Annotated in this window: 13 protein-coding genes; 3 read left to right on the top strand and 10 right to left on the bottom strand. The window is 52.8% G+C overall.

The window, feature by feature from the left end:
- Positions 1–14: 14 nt before the first annotated feature.
- The gene (locus ACX1C1_RS11465; RefSeq protein ID WP_458957202.1) at positions 15–521 is read left to right on the top strand and encodes an SRPBCC family protein; all 507 of its coding nucleotides are present in this window, start codon (positions 15–17) and stop codon (positions 519–521) included.
- Here the strand turns inward: ACX1C1_RS11465 and ACX1C1_RS11460 are convergent.
- Together ACX1C1_RS11460 and ACX1C1_RS11455 are read right to left on the bottom strand one after the other, a co-directional pair.
- A complete protein-coding gene (locus ACX1C1_RS11460) occupies positions 518–1,948 on the bottom strand; it encodes a hypothetical protein (RefSeq protein ID WP_458957201.1) in 1,431 nt (476 codons plus the stop codon). The two genes, ACX1C1_RS11465 and ACX1C1_RS11460, sit on opposite strands and share 4 nt — an antisense overlap.
- A 131-nt stretch (positions 1,949–2,079) precedes the next feature.
- Complete coding sequence (locus ACX1C1_RS11455) at positions 2,080–2,784, bottom strand: aspartate/glutamate racemase family protein (protein ID WP_458957200.1); 705 nt, start codon at positions 2,782–2,784, stop codon at positions 2,080–2,082.
- Positions 2,785–2,908: 124 nt separating this feature from the next.
- On the opposite strand from ACX1C1_RS11455, the gene pdxR reads away from it, so the two are divergent.
- Positions 2,909–4,318, top strand: coding sequence for a MocR-like pyridoxine biosynthesis transcription factor PdxR (gene pdxR / locus ACX1C1_RS11450; RefSeq protein WP_458957663.1), 1,410 nt, complete (start codon positions 2,909–2,911; stop codon positions 4,316–4,318).
- An 81-nt stretch (positions 4,319–4,399) separates the two neighbouring features.
- On the top strand, positions 4,400–5,989 hold the full coding sequence (locus tag ACX1C1_RS11445) for a sensor domain-containing diguanylate cyclase (RefSeq protein ID WP_458957199.1): 1,590 nt from the start codon (positions 4,400–4,402) through the stop codon (positions 5,987–5,989).
- Between the two features lie 221 nt (positions 5,990–6,210).
- Here the strand turns inward: ACX1C1_RS11445 and ACX1C1_RS11440 are convergent, their stop codons facing one another.
- The 8 genes from ACX1C1_RS11440 to ACX1C1_RS11405 form a co-directional block, all read right to left on the bottom strand.
- Positions 6,211–6,567, bottom strand: a complete 357-nt coding sequence (locus ACX1C1_RS11440) for a nucleotide excision repair endonuclease (RefSeq protein WP_458957198.1) — start codon at positions 6,565–6,567, stop codon at positions 6,211–6,213.
- 204 nt (positions 6,568–6,771) lie between these two features.
- Positions 6,772–6,984 (bottom strand): hypothetical protein, encoded by a 213-nt coding sequence (locus ACX1C1_RS11435; protein WP_458957197.1) that lies wholly within the window; start codon positions 6,982–6,984, stop codon positions 6,772–6,774.
- 96 nt (positions 6,985–7,080) lie between these two features.
- Positions 7,081–9,630 carry a choice-of-anchor I family protein gene (locus tag ACX1C1_RS11430; protein ID WP_458957196.1) on the bottom strand — a complete coding sequence of 850 codons (2,550 nt, stop codon included), beginning with the start codon at positions 9,628–9,630 and terminating at the stop codon, positions 7,081–7,083.
- Positions 9,631–9,997: 367 nt separating this feature from the next.
- Positions 9,998–10,495 carry an SRPBCC family protein gene (locus tag ACX1C1_RS11425; protein ID WP_458957195.1) on the bottom strand — a complete coding sequence of 166 codons (498 nt, stop codon included), beginning with the start codon at positions 10,493–10,495 and terminating at the stop codon, positions 9,998–10,000.
- Positions 10,495–10,839 carry an ArsR/SmtB family transcription factor gene (locus ACX1C1_RS11420; protein WP_458957194.1) on the bottom strand — a complete coding sequence of 115 codons (345 nt, stop codon included), beginning with the start codon at positions 10,837–10,839 and terminating at the stop codon, positions 10,495–10,497. Before ACX1C1_RS11420 ends, ACX1C1_RS11425 begins: the two co-directional genes overlap by 1 nt.
- Before the next feature lie 233 nt (positions 10,840–11,072).
- Positions 11,073–13,901, bottom strand: a complete 2,829-nt coding sequence (locus ACX1C1_RS11415) for a glycoside hydrolase family 2 TIM barrel-domain containing protein (protein WP_458957193.1) — start codon at positions 13,899–13,901, stop codon at positions 11,073–11,075.
- Positions 13,902–13,934: 33 nt separating this feature from the next.
- Positions 13,935–15,524 (bottom strand): response regulator transcription factor, encoded by a 1,590-nt coding sequence (locus ACX1C1_RS11410; RefSeq protein ID WP_458957192.1) that lies wholly within the window; start codon positions 15,522–15,524, stop codon positions 13,935–13,937.
- The gene (locus tag ACX1C1_RS11405; RefSeq protein ID WP_458957191.1) at positions 15,521–17,314 is read right to left on the bottom strand and encodes a cache domain-containing sensor histidine kinase; all 1,794 of its coding nucleotides are present in this window, start codon (positions 17,312–17,314) and stop codon (positions 15,521–15,523) included. Before ACX1C1_RS11405 ends, ACX1C1_RS11410 begins: the two co-directional genes overlap by 4 nt.
- Positions 17,315–17,361: the final 47 nt, after the last annotated feature.

The raw sequence follows: 17,361 nt of genomic DNA, 5'->3' as shown, positions 1-17,361 counted from the left end.
CTGGAGGCAATGACATGACAATGGAAGGACAATTGGAGATTATTCGCACATTCAACGCGCCGAGGGATCTCGTGTTCAAAGTTTGGACGGAGGCTGCTCATCTCATCAAATGGTGGGGACCAAAAGGATCGATAATCCATGTCGCGAACCAAGAGCTGAGACCGCAAGGATTATTTCATTACAACATGACTCACCCAGACGGCAACGAAATGTGGGCGAAGTTTATTTATCAGGAGATCGCAGCACCAGAGAAGCTTGTTTTTCTTAATTGCTTCTCCGATGCGGATGGTCGAACAGTCCCTGCACCATTTGGTCCGGAATTCGCAGACTTCCCGCTGGAAGTTCAAATTACGGTTTTGTTTGAAGAACAAGGCGGGCAAACGACTGTGAGGCTCATCGCTGATCCGCATATGGCGACGCCTGCGCAGCAAGCTTTCTTCAGAGGTATGTTCGATTCTATGCAGCAAGGCTATCGCGGTACGTTCGATCAACTTGAAGAATATTTGCAGGAGCCACACTAATCCAATACCGACACCTCGGGATAGTTCTCCTCCGAGGAATACCATGTCAGCAAGTTTCCATCCCTATTCCAGCCAAGCACAATTCCTAATCCTGCTCTTGTTACCGATTTGGTTTGCACGTCGATTAAGTATGTGCCTTGACTCGGGATATGCCCCGTAATGTAAGCGGCGTAATAACGCCCGGCCTCGTCACCTGGTCGCGGCAATAGTCGGAAAATATCGATTTCGTCTCCCGGCCAACCCGGCAGCGCCTCTTGGAGGCAGCTGATTACTTCCTCCGGTCTTACGCCGCTCTCTTGCTCCGTAACGGTTCCCTTCTTCGTGTCGTAAATCAACTTCCCTCGAAGGTAGTTCATATCAGAGCGTCCCATGTTCAGAAGGGCAACCCGATCGTTATCGAGCCAACCTGCCGGATAGACAAAATGAAAACCATCGCTATGTCCAATATAGGTCGCCTTCTCGTACAAGGACAACTGGTTTCCCGAAGCGTCAAAGATCAACATATCCGCATAGGTCCCAAGATTCCTGTTCGAATCAATCAATACAGCAACCTTGCTCCCATCTGGCGATGACGCGAGTCCGTATATCGCAGCATCCTGTGATCGATAAATGGCCTTTCGAGACTCCGACTCGGGATCGACCAGATATACATATTCCATTCCTTTGGCGATATAGTAGCTTTCCCCATCTGCCGGATAGGCATACAGATCCCTAGTGCCGCTGTCGCTCCCCCGACTAACCTCAATATCTTGCCAGTTCACGGGCTTCGTTCGGGAGACATCTCCCGTATCCGGATCGAGCTGATCCAGGTTTCCGTCCGAAAGATAGACGTTGATTACCCCATCGCCCCACTCACAACATGCTGCCTGAATGAACGATGCGTTAGGTATAGGCTGCTCCTTGACCACTTGCCCCTCTACATTCGTCCATCTGACGCCGCTCCACGGCTCTCCCGCATGAACGGTAATAACACGCCTTCCCTCTTCGGGCAGGGTGATCGCGAGTGTTTTTCCATCCTTTGTTCGTGCATCATCCAGCATGAAACCAACAGAAGCTTCCGGAGGTAATTCCTTGAATCGTACGGTTGCATGACGGTCATCCGACCATTCTACAGCGTAGAGATAATCCAGCGCTCCGCCTGCTCGTACATCGTGAATCGTCGTTTGAATACTTAATTCGATCGATGCTCGCTCCAGGTCACGATTCGCGGTTAGACTGACGGTATCCCTCTCTTCATCAATCTTCACAGTTATCGTTGGCTCTCCAACTTCGATCGTAGGAGCCGCTGTTTCAAGCACGGCTATAGCCGTGTCGGTAGCAACCACGATGTCATCCGATTGTCCTTCTTCCAAGGTCGACTTCGTGCATCCCGTTGCCACTGCAAGCAAGATACACATGACCGCGATCGTACGCGATAAGTTGATCATTTGTATGTCAAGCCCCTTCCCCAGCTTCATTCGCCTAAAGTGTTCATGTTAATTAGACGTAATGAGCGTGGCCGAAGTTGCTTTATATTTCCAATCCCATTCCACAATCACCTAGGTTTGCGGTTATCAGATTATGCAACAACTTCCACTTCAAGAGCAAATTCAACTGCTGCTTCCGCATGGATGCGCGTCGTATCGAACAGGGGCATTTCTACATCCGATTGTTTGAGCAGCAGCGGTATTTCGGTGCAGCCTAGGATGATGCCTTGCGCGCCCTGCAGTCGCAGCCGTTCGATAATCGCTTTATACTCCGCTCTCGAGGAAGCCTTAATTTCACCCTTGCACAACTCTCCAAAAATAATATCATGCACCCGCATACGATCGGCCTCATTCGGAATAATAGCTTCGATACCATGCTCGCGCAGGCGATCGGTATAGAAACTCTGCTCCATCGTGTAACGAGTGCCAAGCAATCCGATGTGCGTCATCCCACTTTTTTTGATTTGTGCTGCGGTTGTTTCCACAATGTGAAGCAATGGCACGTTTACTGCCTCCTGCACTTCGGTTGCCACCACATGCATCGTGTTGGTACAGATTAATATCGTATCGCAGCCCCCTGCTTCCAGCTTCCGCGCAGCATCCGCGAGCAGCTCCGCCGCTTGCTTCCATTCTCCGGCTTTCTGCAATTGGACAACCTCTTCGAAGTTGCAGGAATACAGCATACACTTGGCCGAATTCAGCCCTCCCGCTTGTTCGCTCACGCCTTGATTAATGTATTTGTAATAGTCGGCCGTCGACTCCCAGCTTAGCCCGCCAATCAATCCAATCGTTTTCATAATGAAACACACGCTCCTCTCGATTCCTTGCTGACAGCATAACATGCTATACTGGTATCCATTAGATCCAGAAAGATCGAAAGATGATAGTACCAGTTGTACTGCCATAAGGAGAGTGACCACCATTCTTTGGTTACCGGTCGATCGATCGCTGACGACTTCGCTGACGGTCCAGCTATATGATCAAATAAGACAACGAATCCTGCATAATGAAATGGTCGAAGGAGAAAAACTTCCTTCCAGCCGGGAGCTAGCTTCTTCGGTAGGCGTATCTCGCAACATCGTGCTGGAGGTATATGACCGTCTGCTGGCCGAAGGTTATCTGGAGGTTCGACCACAATCCGGAACTTATGTCGCTGCCGGCTCTACCTTCCTAGCTTCGGAAGCGGCTCAGCCTGGCAGGGAGACACTTGCTGCATCATCCACGAAGACAGTCAAACGATCAGAATCCGCGATCGACTTTCGTGCGGCACATCCTGCCGCCGACTACTTCCCACGCGCCGCATGGGGGAGACTTGCCAAGGAGGTCTGCCTGCTCACGCCCGAGCGGACCTTTGGTTATTCCGCTCCCGAAGGATCCTATGAGCTTCGGACAGTACTCGCTCGATACTTGCTGCAGGCTCGCGGCGTGCGTTGTCACCCGGAGCAGATCGTGATTACATCCGGCGCTACGCAGGCGCTTCATCTCATCACCGAGCTGCTATCCAAGGATAAGCCGGCTCGAATCGCCGTAGAGGATCCCGTCACGGACGAGATGCGCACGATTTTCACCTATGCCGGCGCACAGCTGGTACCCATTCCCGTGGATGACAAAGGCATTCTTCCCGATATGCTGCCTACTGACGAAACGCCCGATTTTGTTTTTGTCATACCTTCGCATCAGTTTCCGCTTGGCGGAACGTTACCCATTCAGCGTCGCATCCAGCTCATCGAATATGCGCGTCGAACAGATAGTTACATCGTCGAGGACGATTACGACAGCGAGTTTACATACGAGGGCGTACCTGTCCATTCGTTGCAAGGTCTGGATCCCGATCGCGTCATCTATGTCGGCACCTTTAGCAAAATATTATCTCCTTCGCTCCGGATCGGCTATGCCGTCCTGCCTACTCGCTTCGTTGACGACTATCGCCGGCTCAAGTGGTTCGCCGACCGCCATACCTCTACTCTGGAGCAGCTTATTCTTGCGCGTTTCATGGATGAAGGTTATTTCGATCGCCATATTCGGCGGATGAAAAAAATCTATCGCAAGCGCCGAGAGACGTTAGTATCCAGCTTGCGAAAGCAGCTTCCGCAAGCTCGTATACTGGGCGAGTCGGCTGGGATGCATCTCGTCGTGGAGTTGGCTGACGTCGATTTCACACCCGCTCTCATCTCTCGTATTCAAGAGGAGGGAGTCCAGGTCTACGCAGTGGAGCATTACGCCATGATACGAGGTCGCCACAAGAATCGGATCGTTATGGGGTACGGAGGTTTAACAACCGAAGCGATCGCAGAAGGCGTCGGACGGCTGGCCAGGGCTATTCGATCATAATTCATAAAGATGGTGCAGGAAAAATGGATATTATTGTCGAACATTGTCACCTATATTGATCTTGGATAAAGGGTGTGTACGATGGAACGACGACGAAACCGCTTGATGGGCAGGCGGTTCAAATTTCATAGCTTGCTGGCGGGACTGCTGGCCGTTACGCTAATCACCCTGACCTTCGTCCTAATCACGACGTCAGTTCGCAAGCAACACCAAGCGTTAACCGCCTCCATGCTGCAAAGCAATTTCGAAGGCGCAAGAAATCTGACGATCTCGGTCAACACGATCAAAGACATTATGTTCCGCGAGCTCGGCAGCACCGCACGATACATGGCGGAGGAACAAATCCCGATGGAAAATAGCTCCAAAACGCTTGGCGCGTTGCTCGTCGGCAACCGCTTGTTTAACGGAGCGCTGCTGATCGACAATGCCGGCCATGTCCAGTCCGCAACGCCGGAATCGGGTTACATTGCTGGCGATTCGCTCGAAGCAGTTCTGCTCGTGCAGAAGCCCAGAGCACGCGAGAGCGGCCCACAAGTTACCGGGACGTTCGAGTCGCCTACCGGCAAACTTCTGATCATGGTTTTGCATCCTGTGGGGGCGCCGGGCCGAGAACAAAGCGGTTTCCTTGCCGGTCTCATTAACTTGTCGGAACGGAACATATTCTCAGACATGTTCGAACACGCGATGAAAAGCAGCGCTGGGTCGTTTGCTTATCTGGTGGACAAACAAGGCGAGCTGTTGCTTAATCCGGATAAGAGCAGACAATCTCGCATTTTGCCAGCGTCCATTATCACAGAGACATGGGGAAAGCCTAACGTTAGTTCGGCGATAACGCATGATGCTGAGGGAGAAGAGCTTTTTGCAGGATACCTGCAAGTAGCAGACGCAGAATGGGGCGTCGTCTTCCAGTCGCCGGTATCCGCCATCGACAAGGCCAAAGCAGCGATTTGGAAAACACAGCTGAGCTGGAGCCTTCCCTTCGCCGCTCTCGTCCTTGCTTTGAGCGTATGGGCCGCCCGCAGACTGGCGAAGCCATTCGTAGAGCTGACGGCGACGGCACGCTCCATCGCGGCGGGAGAGAGGCTCAACCGACCTCCGTTCGAGAGCCATTGGAACGACGAAGCGCATCACTTAGCTCGTGCCATGATAACCGCGATGCAAAGTTTGCAGCACGAGGCGGATCGCAACAGCCTGCTGGCTCGTACAGACCGTTTGACGGGGCTGGCTAATCGGGCCGGTCTCGAGGAGTGGCTGTCTGTCCCTCATCATGTGTCCCGCGGATATGCGCTTATCGTGCTGGACATTGATCACTTCAAAAGCGTCAACGACAAGTACGGTCATCACAAAGGGGATGAAACGCTTGTCCATCTTGCGCTCCTCTTGCAATCCGAATGCCGGGAGGACGAGCTTGTTTGCCGCCTGGGCGGTGAAGAATTCATTGTGCTGTTGCCAATGCGGGACCTGCGGGAAGGGACCGAATTCGCCGAGCGCCTGCGCGGGCGCGTCGAACAGACGATCAGCCCGACAGGCAGGCCGATCACGGTGTCGATCGGCGTCGCGGTTCATGGCGCGAACGGGGGCGGCTTCGACGAAACGTTCCGTTTGGCCGATGAGGCGCTCTTCGAAGCGAAGCGCCAAGGCCGCAACCGCACGATGGCATCGGCGGGTTGAGCGAGTTCTAGCGGAGGCGTCCTAGCGTAAGGCAGCTCGGGCTATCGGCCCCAGCTGCCTTACGCTAGGACGCCTTTCTTCTTGTGACAAGGCGCGTTCTGCCCCGATACAGACTAATAAATGCTTAGGCACACCAAAAAAAGAAGCAGCCCGCACAACGTCGCAACGTTGGCTGACTGCTTCTTTTTCCATTTGTACCGCGTGAATCCTGCGTTTACAATTTACTTGTAGAACGCCTTTTCCACGTTGTATTTGGCTCTTTGCCGGTTAAGGATGTACGTTTCGTAGATGTCCCGCTCCACGGCGTCTTCGTTCACGAATACGTCGATCCGTGCAACCTCTTCGCGATGGTTTTTCATCTCGGAGACGGAATCCTCGAAATGTTTTTTGATCCGCGGTCTTAGCTTGCGGGCTTTTCCCACGAACAACAGCTCATCTTTGTCGTTGTAAAACGTGAAGAAGCCGCCCTTCTCGCGCGTGATCAAATGAAAATCGGTAAAACCAAAGATGTGGCTGAGCTGCGGGTTCTCCTGCTTGCGAATGGACACGTCCGGCTCAGGGATCGTAATGTTAATCATGTTCCGTCACTTCCTCTTCTCGATTGGACAGAACCATACTATCACATTTGGAGCCGGATGTTTAGCATAACCTGCTTTTCCGAAAGTTTCTGAAAGCTTCCGTAAGTTTCTCGCGCGCCCCGAGCATTCATTCCCCCAAGAGAGACACATTAGCCTGAACTAACCGCCGCTTGCTTGTTTCGAAAATGACCGACGCCGGGACGCTCAAGTCCCAGATGCTCGCGCAGCGTCGAGCCCTCGTAATTCTTGCGGAGCGCCGGGAATACGGCGTCCCAGTTCCAGCATCGACAGCTTCTCGCTGCGAGCCATGTCCATGATAAGCTGCACGCGGCTCTTCATGCCGCCAGATTTCTCCACGGGATCCGGGATATCCGGCAGCTGCTCCTCAAGCGAATATCCACTTAGATCGAACTGCAAGAATGCGGTCAGGCCCGCGAAGGTTGCGCTACAAGAAACAGCTGCAAAGCAAAGAGAACCGGGAGCAGCATCTGCTCTCGGTTCTCTTTGTGTTGCTTATTCTACAAACGCCGCGATAATCTTCGCGATCTCTGCGCGTGTGATCGTGCCTTGCGGATTCAGCTTGCCGTCCGGCGAACCTTCAACGACGCCAGCTTCGACCAAGGCCGCAATCGCTTCTTGCGCCCAGTCGGATACGTCAGCGCTATCGTCGAATGTTGGAGCAGCTCCGCTTCCTTCAGGCAACGAATCCTTCACTGCGCGATACAGAAGCACGAATGCTTCCTCGCGAGTCATTTCTTTGTCCGGCTGGAAGCTGCCGTCCGGGTAACCTGTCGCGATACCGAATTCGCTCAGCGCATTCACATATGTGCTGTACCAAGCGTCGTCCGCTACGTCATTAAAGCCTTGCGACGAGTCTGACTCTTCGAGACCTAGCAGCCTGAACAGAACGGCCATGTATTGTGCGCGCGTCATTTGGCTGTCAGGCTGGAAGCTGCCGTCCGGCATACCTTCCAGAATCTTTTTCTCAGCCAGCTTGTTGATCGGCTCAGCTGCCCAGTGACCGAACACGTCCGAGAACTCAGGCGTTTCCGGTGTTGGCGTTGTAGTCGGCACAGGTGTTGTCGTTGGTGTTGGAGTCGGTGTTGGCGATGGCGTCGGCGTTGGGTCTACAGGATAGTACGGGTTAGAAACGGATACCGTCGTCTCCGCAATACCATAACCGTCTTCGCTAATCGCGGTAATAACCGTGCTGCCTGCTTTAAGCGGTCTTACGTTGCCGTTCGCGTCAACTGAAGCAACCGTCGCGTCGGAGCTTGTCCATGTAACGGTTTCCTCTCCGTCGCCCATCGCATCGACCGTAGCTGTCAGTTGTGTAGCTGCGTTACCTGTCGTGAGCGACAGCATCTTATGGTTCAGCGTCACTTTCGTCACGCCGAGCTCATAGACGCCTACACGTCCGCCAACCTCGAACGCTACCAACAGAAGCGGCAAGCCAGTCGGGCTTTCAGTAGCCGGAATAAATTCGATACCTTCCGGACCTGTGTCGGTACTTAAGTTCAGTTCTTCATCATCGACTACATCAATTACTTCAAAGTCCCGAGTATTCGTGTAATTCATGAATTGAGGTTCAACAGGATTGGTGACGTCATACGTCATGACGCCGCCAATGCGCTCCAAACCGATAAACGCAAGAGCTTTGTTACCCACGGTGCCGACTTTAATATCTTCAGGCTCTGGACCTTTTTTGGTGCTGCGCCCGTCCATTTCCGCTTTATCGTTGCTGACATTGAAGTAATCCGGCAATCTATCTGCGGTAATCGTCTCGAAGTCGCTGCCGCTATCGTACACCTGATCCATTGTATCCGCGTTCCAGATCGAGAACGAACGTCCGCCAAAGAGGTAGATCCCGTCGTTGCCGCGGTCCGTCAACACTTCGACCTTGTTGTACGTATTGACGTTGTGAAGGAAATCATACACGGCAGTGCCAACTGTCAGATCGCCTTTCACATCTTCGATTTTTGCAATGTTCTCGAGATTATCCCATTCCGTTGCATCGCCTTCGTTCGCCGTGAACAGGTATGTCGTTTCGCCTATCGTGTAGGAAGCCATGCCGTCCGGCATGTACACCCCTTTGAAAGGTGCGTTTTGAAGTTGAATCTCGCTGTTTTTGAGCAGATCAAGCTCGTTGCCCGGCAAGCTGTGATCCTTGAAGCCGAGGCTCTTCACCGATTCGACGGTTTGACTTTCGATGTCAATTGTCGCGATTGCGTTATTTTCTTGCAAGACGACATAAGCCTTCATGTCTTCCTCGTCTTCAGGATCGGAGAGCGCGATATACTCAGGTTCGAAATCGAGATAAGCGTGGGATTTGGGCCCCTTACCCGTAATGACCTTACCATCCGGCTCCAGCGTATTGCGAATATGAACATCATCATCGATCACTGCTACATCTTCAAAATAAACTTGAGTGCTGTCGCCTGTAGATCTGTCAACGATCGTGACACTTCCCGGCGCGTCCTGCAGTCCTACTTCCGGATCCTCCGAAAACCCAAGACGCGGCTCCGCTTCGTCGGCCGTCATGACGTAACGACCGTCCGGCGTGGATTTGATCATGTCCGGTTGAACGCCTGCCGCGTATGCCCGGATCAGATTCCCCGCATAATCAAGCTCCAAAATCTTGCCTTGCTCTAGCGCGCCTTCCGCTTGTACCGCCACAAAAATGCGATCGATCTCCGTATTGACGTCGACGCTGGTCAAATCGCCGAATACGAATCCTTCCGTTTCGGCAAGCGTCTTGACCATAACAGATCTTTCTTTCGTCAAGGCGCTCCCGTTGCCAAGGGTAACGATATCCAAGCTCGGCGGATTCGCCGCTCCGTTAACCAAATAGAATCTGCCGTTGTCTTTGTTGAATTTGACGATTTCAGCCACGCCGCCGTCAGCGCTGCTGCCAACGACATATTCGCCGATCTTCTTGACTTCGAAGCTGTCGCCGAATGGCTCCGGCTCCGCGGATACGACCGGCGCTCCGACCAATGTTCCGCCTAGCGCAAGCTGCGATGCCAGCACGACGGCCAGCGTTTGTTTACCATACTTCTTCAAACAGAATCACTCCGTTTCTTAGGTGGCTTGTCTCATGATGAGTTTAAGGTCCGAATATCAAGAGATTATTATGATAATATGGATCTATTGTAAAGCCCGAACCCACGGTTCCCGTATAATTAACGAATCATATCGGTAAAACGCTAGATTTGCTTGATGCAGGCTATCGAGGAATGTTACGTACAGGCACAAGGTGAAACGGCTACGCCGTCCTTTGGTAGCGGGGCGCGTTTCATTCCGAGAATTCTAAGTCCAGATAAGGTGCGAAACTTATAAATTCTTAGAATTCAAAAAAGACCAAGCTTTAGCCTGGTCTGCCTTGTCTCTGAATATAGCGAATCCGCTAGCATTCGATCTTTATCCGCACTTATTTGGTTTGCAATTTCTCTAAAAGCTCTCCAAGACGAAGGAAGGAATCGTTCATGCCGCCCTCCATGCCGGATTGCAGCATGCCGTCGCGATCGGCATTAGAGCGGAACACGGATTCCATAAGGATGCGCGTACGCCCGCCCGGCAGCTCTACAAACTCCGCCGTTTCTAACGTGACATGCCCTCGCTCGGGCAATCCTTCGAACTCGAACGTCTGAATAATGCGTACAGGCGCCGTCACCTCGTGAAACGAGCCGCGGAATGCATAGCCGTTGCCATCGTCGTCGCTGTGAACGTAGCGCCACGATCCGCCGTCCCTGGCGTCGAACGTCTCGAGATTCATCTTCAGCGTGCGGGGACCCATCCACTCGACAAACAGTTCAGCATCGGTAAAGGCTTGGAATACGAGCTCTCTCGGCGCCTCGAACTCCCTTTCGATGATGATCATCTGCCCTCCTGGCTCGGCGATCAATTTGATTTCGTTAACGGTTGTCATCACTCATCGTTCCCTTCGGTTTGGTTGTGGTCTTGCTTCAGCATACGCGCCTCCAACAAACGGTCAAGCTTATCAAATCTTCTGTTCCACATCGCGCGGAACTGCTTCGCCCAGTCCTCGACCTCGGCTATAGCCTCCGGATTAAGCCGGTAAATACGCTGCTGCGCCCGCTTCTCCACCGTCAGCACGCCTGCTTCTCTCAGCACCTTCAAGTGCTGCGAGATGGCCGGGGCGCTAACCTCGAAGCGGCCGCTAATGTCCGTAGCCGACAGCTCGCCTTCGGAGGCAAGCAGCTCGATAATGCGTCTTCTCGTCAAGTCTGCTATCGCTGTGAATTTATCCATGCACTCATTATAAACCAATCACTTAATTAAGTAAATACTTAAATACAACTTCAAACTACACCACTTAAGTGATGTCAGGATATAATTTCTCCTGCTTGCAGGTCACTTACTCGCAGTAAGCTTCGTCCTAGATAACAAAAAGACCGGAAGAACCTGTCTCCCGGACTTCAAATCATGACTTCCCGTTATAGTAACTATCTTTTCATTGCAACGCTCCGCCTCCCGCAAGGAGGCTATACAAACAGCCCCCGCAGCGCGGTCAGCTCCACCGTCGTTTCCGGCTTGAAGTCGTCCAACTGGATGTAGCTCGCGATACTTCGCAACAGTTGTCGTCCCTCCGGCGTCTCCGCCAGATCACTTACTGATGCACCGCACACAAGCAGCTTGCCGCTCGCGACCCGGCACTCGAACAGCAAACCAAGCTTATGGTTGCGCTCGACGTTGTCGATCGTCGACACGATCGGGCTAAGCTCCTGCGGCAAGTCGTCCAGGATGAGCGAACGCGAACGGGAGACGATGCTCCACCATGGGTACGTGGAATACGTATCGCTTGGGAAACCTTGCAGCGCTGGATGCCCGTTATCGATCAGCAAGCCCATCGTACCTACAGGGACGGGCTTGTTCATACTCTCCGAGATGGAACGGAACATCGGATAATTCCAGAAGTCGGTGCAATACGTGCCTTCAATGCTGCTCGCCAAACCATCCGGCCGCGCGAATAACACCACGTTCTCGCCTTGCTCCAACAATGATACCGCTTCGCCCGTCAGTCCGTCGTATACATGTACACCGTCAAGTTCCCCGCCGGCTTCGATATGCGGGAATATCCAGAGCGGATATGATTTGCGCACATCCGTCCCTTCGATCCACAAGCGGAGTTCAGCTTGACCAGCCGTATCAAGCGAAGGCAGCATGGCTTCAAACGCACCAAAGTCTACATAAGGTTCCCCAGCTCCAGCTCCTGCTCCAGCTCCTAATCCCAATCCGACTCCCGCTCCACCTGCTTGCAGACCTCCAGACGCCAACGTTTCTCCGTCTAACGCCACCTCCCAACGCGCCTCTAACCCTTCCATCGGCTCCGGTCTGAACCATGCCAGCTCCACGCTCGCGCGGAACGTATCACCCGACACCCATACGTACGATTCGAACCGTGCCAGCAGCACCGCGTCCGCACAGTACGTCCGCCACTCCTCCGGATCGACGAGTCCCTTTGAGTCCATGAATGAATCCAGTACGCCTACGAGCGCCGTCCCTTGGCCGTTAAAGTCCTGCAAGTCGAGAAGCTGGAAGCCTGCCAGACGCCGAGACCGGAACGCCGCCTCCAGCTCTTCCTTGTAACACTCCACAGCGAGCTTACCGGAGCTTCGGAAAAATTGGTCCGCGAGATGCCCCATGCCCTTGCTCTCGAGACGCTCTCGGAACAGTTCGAAGTTTCGCGCCTTCAGCGGTCCTTCGTACTTCTCGATCTCATCATAATTCGGGTACATGCCGAATTGTCCAATCTCGTGCGATACAACAGGGATACTTGGAATCAGCTCATCCGCAGCCTCCGCCTTCACCGTTATCGCTTCCGTTCCGTACTGAATCTGCAGCTCTCCGCCTGCTGAACCCGCCACCGTGGTGCTGCTAGGCACGATCTCCTCATCGTAGTCCTTCATCGTGCTTGGTTTATCCGTCTGGATATGTCCCAGCGGTGCGTCGCACATGGCATACGACCCGCGGAACAACCGATCGCGCGAGAATCTGACCCCGCAGTAGAAGTCGTCTTCTTCAAGAATGTCTGGAACGAACTGGAAGTTGTTTGAGCCTTGCGTGTACAACGGACGATTGTCGTATTCCTTGTAACCCCTCATAATTTCCGCGATTCGTTTCTTGCTCCCCCATAACTCGTTGCCAAGCGACATCATGACGAATGACGGGTGATTGCCGAATGCACGCAGGATGGCGTAACCTTCTGAGATCAAATATTGCTGCTCCGCTGCTTTATGCTTCTCATCGCCCACCTCCGTCACCGTTCCCCAGAATGGCAGCTCCGGCTCCATATAGATGCCTAGTCTGTCCGCCGCTTCGAATGCCGCTTCGGGCGGGCAACAGGTATGGAAGCGATAATGATTAATGCCATAAGATTTCGCAATACCAAGGATCCGCATCCACTCCTCTAGTGTTGTCGGTGCGAAGCCGGTGAGCGGGAAGATTAGGCCATCGTGTTTGCCCCGAAGGAATGTTTTGTACCCGTTAATCGTAAACTTGTCGCCATCTGCCCGGAAGTCGCGCAGCCCTGTCACGATGGTCTGCTCATCCACAAGCTCGCCATGCCCACCTGTCACCTGCAGCCTCAGCTCATACAGATGAGGAGCGTGCTCACTCCATAACAACGAATCTTCGCCCATGACATAAACAACTTCGAGCTCATCCCCTTCAATGGCATTGGCAACCGGAGCCACGACATGATCCCCGGCTGTAGACACAGCAGAGATGATCAGATAGCCCTGAAGCTTACCGTTCACTTTGGCCCGAATCGTGAACGTTCGAGCTGCCGTATCCGGATAAACCTGCACATCGGATAGATACGTTTCTCCGAACAATCGGAGTTCCAGCTTGCCCGTTATGCCGTTCCAGTTTGTCTGTGTATCCGGCGATGTCATATGTCCGCCCTTGGTCGGATAATTTGTGTTGTCGACCCTGATCGTAATCCGATGCGTGCCCGCCGTCAACAGCTTGCCAAGCTCATACACATGTGGCGCGCACAAGCTGTTCTGCGAACCAATCCATACACCATCCACCCAAACAGTCGTCACTCGCGTACGCTCCAGATACAACGAAGCATGAAGCCCCGCTTGTGCCTCCGTTACGCTCACCACGCGCGAGAACCAAGCATAACCATCGAATTTATATGCATCCGTAAGCGATCCCGCAAGCGCCTCTGTGTTGATCGGACCTTTGCGCGCGTGTGATGTCGTGCCAGGAAGCAGCATAACATCATCGAAGGTTTCCCCCGTCCCTTGTTTCTCAGGATCTAACTGCAGCTGCCACTCGCCTTCCAAGCTAATTGTCTCGATCATAGCAAGGTCACTCTCCCATTCTCCCAATATTCCTTAGTGATAATCTCTATATTCTTGGGGCGTGTAGCCCGTTGTTTTCTTGAATAAATAAGTAAAATAGGCCGCAGTCTGGAACCCAACCTGCTCCGCCACTTCGTAGATACGAATATGCGGATCCCGCAGCAGCTCCATTGCCTTGTTCATACGTGTTTCCTGCATAAATTCTGTTACGGTTTTCCCGGTTGATTTCTTGAATAACACACTAAGATAACTTGCATTAAGGTGATGCAGCTCCGCCAACTGCTTGACGGTAACGTTCTCATGAATATGCGATTCAATATAGTCCGCAATACGCTGAATCAAATTATGCTGGTGAGAGTTTTGTTTGGATTGCTCCGTCTCCGCATATTGCGTCAGAAAGTCCATAATGGCGTCCTTCACCTGCGACACGGTCGTGCAATCTATAAGCCGCTGCCATACGGGAATGGTGATGTCGGCCGCGTTATCTTCTTGGAGCTTCCGCTTGCGAGCGAGCTCGCTTAGCAGACCGAAGCCGAAGGCTTGAATGTAGGTGAAGGGATTCATTGCAATGAGCATATCCAGCACGCTGCTTGCATATTCCACCGCCTTCTCCGTCTCGTCAGGCTTCTCCAGCATGCGGACAATCTCCGGGATATATTCTACGCTAACCCGGTATTCCAGAAATTCGCTTTCGTCCAGCCGTTCCTCGTACAGCACTTGTCCGCCATCAATCAGCCTAGCCTTTGCCATCATAAATTTCATTCGCTTGTAGGCAAGAGGCACTTCATTCCAATCCTTGCAGATGCGGCTTATCCCTACCGTAACGGATGAACCGTATTGCTCGCGAATCCATTGCTGCACGAAGGCAATCCCTTTCTCCAACCGTGCCTGCTCGTTCGGCGAGGGATTCAAGTGCACGGCCACCACTTCCTCAGGGCCCATACTTGCCGCGATTATGCCAGGGTAGTCAGCCAGACTGACCTTTACCGACTTCAAGAATCCGCCACCTCTTACAACACGGCTCCGAGCGTCGCGACCGCCATCCATAAATCGGTCATAGCCGAATGAGATCAGACTGATTCCTCGCTTCAATTCAGGCAGCTCCAGCAGCCGCAGCCAAGATTCCTTGGTATCCTCGTCTGTCAGACCATCTATGATTAACTCGTTGACAAACCGTTCCTTCACAACATCGAGACTTCCGGATACCTTCTCTTGCAGCTCATTCGTCTCCGTCTCGATATCCTTTTGTTTCTTAATTGCTGCACCGAACGCAGTCAGCTTGGCCTCGACTTCCTCAATCTTGATCGGCTTTAGCACATACGCCTGTGCCCCGACATGAATGGCCTCCTGCACGAATTCAAATTCGTTGTAGCCGCTAATAATAAGCACCTGAAGACGATAACCAAGTTCCTTACAGCGTGATACGAGCTCAATCCCCGTCATAATGGGCATCGACACATCCGTAATCAATACATCGATGTGATGCTCCTGCAAGATTCGGAGCGCCGCCTCGCCGGATTGTGCCGTCAGCGGCGGCGCGTAGCCTAGCGTTTCCCAGTCCACATGCCGGACCAGCCCTGCGATATGCGTCGGCTCGTCATCAACAATTAGAACCTGTATCATAGAACATCTCCTTTCTTGATTTCCGGTTGCTCCAGACAAGCGGGCATTTCGATCGCCACGATCGTCCCTTCTCCAGGAGCGCTATCAATGGTCATGCTGCTGTCGCCGCCGAAGTACAGCAGCAGTCTCTCCCTTATATTCGCCGTGCCGAAGCCATTACCAGAGCCTGTTCGCTCCCCTGCGCGCAACGCCTCCAGTGTTTCCTCCGACATACCCGCGCCGTTATCCTGAATCTCGAAGCGGATACGATCCTCTTCCATCCGTGCCGAAATACGTATAAACGCGCCTTCTCTTTGCATAATGGCGCCATGTACATAACAATTTTCTACAATGGGCTGCAGCAGCATCTTGATTGTGTAATAAGGCTTTGCCTCTGGATCGATATCCCATTCGATCATGACCTGATTCGGGTAACGAAGCTCCTGTATGTCCAGATATGATTCCACATGCTGCAGCTCTGTCTCGATACGCGTCACGTTCACTCTGTTGTCTAGCGCCAAGCGATAGAACGTCGTTAAGGCGTCTATTGCGCGTATCTGGGTTCGATCGCCTTGATCCATCGCCCGCCATCGGATCAAGCTGAGCGAATTATAGATAAAGTGCGGATTAATTTGCGCTTGCAGTGCCCGGAACGAATGCTCCCGCTCCTTGAGCTTCGAATGGGTGATATCTTCGACCAAGGTCCCCAGCTTGCCCGTCATCGAGTTGAACAGAATCTCCAGCTCGCCCAGTTCATCCTTGTCCCTGCTCGTGACGGTGACATCGAATTCTCCCTCTGCGATATCATTCATCCGGCTTCCAAGCTTGCGGATCCTCCAGACGATATTTTTGAGCACAGTAAGCACCATGAAAGTGGATAGCAGCAAGAAAAATGCGATGCCTCCCACGATCCCATACACAATCCGCTTGGATTGCCGCTCCAATTGGTCCATATGCAACACCGCCGCCACGCTCCAGCCGGAGTCCAGCGTCTCCACAATAATCTGCTTGTCGTCTAGGATGACGCCTTCCGAGATAGGTGCCCCTGACATGGCCCCCTCCAGCTCCGGTATTCGCGCAACCGAACCCAATTCATCCTCTCGCGAAGAAGCAATGATCCGCTGATTGTGATCCATAATGTAGATATCGCCCGCACCGTTGAACGGACGGTCCAGCAAATCACCGAAAACGATGTCATAATCGAGCTGCATGAAGATCGCCCCGACTGTGGCCCCGCTTGCGCTGAACACTTTATGCGATACCATGATCAGCTCGGGCTTTCCCGGTACGTTAATCCATCTTAGAGACTCACCCGACTCTAGCGTCTCGTTATACCACTCCGACTCCGTGCGTCCGGCGAAAAGCCGCTGCTCCGGCTTCCATAACAGCCGGCCGTCTTGAACCAGCGTCTCGTTGGTGTGATAAATCCGGAACAGTCCAATGCCGGGCAGCAGCTCGTTCGTGGAGAGAAATGAACGATCCACGTATTCGAGCGTCAACAACTGGTCGGACATATCCGCATGCTCTCGAGACAGTCTGGTCGACAGCTCCCCGTCGGTTGCTGTACGAACGGCAAGGAGATCATAGGCCTGCTTGCGGAATTCGATATTTTGCGTCGTCTGGCGCACCGCCTCCTGGATCGTGACCATATAGTTATCACGAACACTCTTCAGCGAGAAATAACCTGCCCCAATGCCGAGAAAGACCGTAGGCACAAATACGATCAATCCGTATAGAAGCAGGATTTTCCCACGCATGTTCAATCCGCGTGTCACCCTAATGACGTTTCGTTCGATAAACCGCAGCAACATCTCTTTACCACTCCCGGCCGTCCCTAATTGAGAAATGAAAAAAGGCA

It is taken from the genome of Paenibacillus sp. strain BS8-2, assembly GCF_054483835.1.
Note: the sequence above shows the minus strand (reverse complement) of the source record. Positions and strands in the feature narration are given on the sequence as shown.

What these genes read in the sequence shown, in the direction of transcription:
- ACX1C1_RS11445 (WP_458957199.1), top strand. Translation starts at nt 4,400, where the DNA reads ATGGAACGACGACGAAACCGCTTGATGGGCAGGCGGTTCAAATTTCAT.
- ACX1C1_RS11465 (WP_458957202.1), top strand. Translation starts at nt 15, where the DNA reads ATGACAATGGAAGGACAATTGGAGATTATTCGCACATTCAACGCGCCG.
- ACX1C1_RS11460 (WP_458957201.1), bottom strand. Translation starts at nt 1,948, where the DNA reads ATGATCAACTTATCGCGTACGATCGCGGTCATGTGTATCTTGCTTGCA.
- ACX1C1_RS11405 (WP_458957191.1), bottom strand. Translation starts at nt 17,314, where the DNA reads ATGTTGCTGCGGTTTATCGAACGAAACGTCATTAGGGTGACACGCGGA.
- ACX1C1_RS11420 (WP_458957194.1), bottom strand. Translation starts at nt 10,839, where the DNA reads ATGGATAAATTCACAGCGATAGCAGACTTGACGAGAAGACGCATTATC.
- ACX1C1_RS11455 (WP_458957200.1), bottom strand. Translation starts at nt 2,784, where the DNA reads ATGAAAACGATTGGATTGATTGGCGGGCTAAGCTGGGAGTCGACGGCC.
- ACX1C1_RS11415 (WP_458957193.1), bottom strand. Translation starts at nt 13,901, where the DNA reads ATGATCGAGACAATTAGCTTGGAAGGCGAGTGGCAGCTGCAGTTAGAT.
- ACX1C1_RS11440 (WP_458957198.1), bottom strand. Translation starts at nt 6,567, where the DNA reads ATGATTAACATTACGATCCCTGAGCCGGACGTGTCCATTCGCAAGCAG.
- ACX1C1_RS11410 (WP_458957192.1), bottom strand. Translation starts at nt 15,524, where the DNA reads ATGATACAGGTTCTAATTGTTGATGACGAGCCGACGCATATCGCAGGG.
- ACX1C1_RS11425 (WP_458957195.1), bottom strand. Translation starts at nt 10,495, where the DNA reads ATGACAACCGTTAACGAAATCAAATTGATCGCCGAGCCAGGAGGGCAG.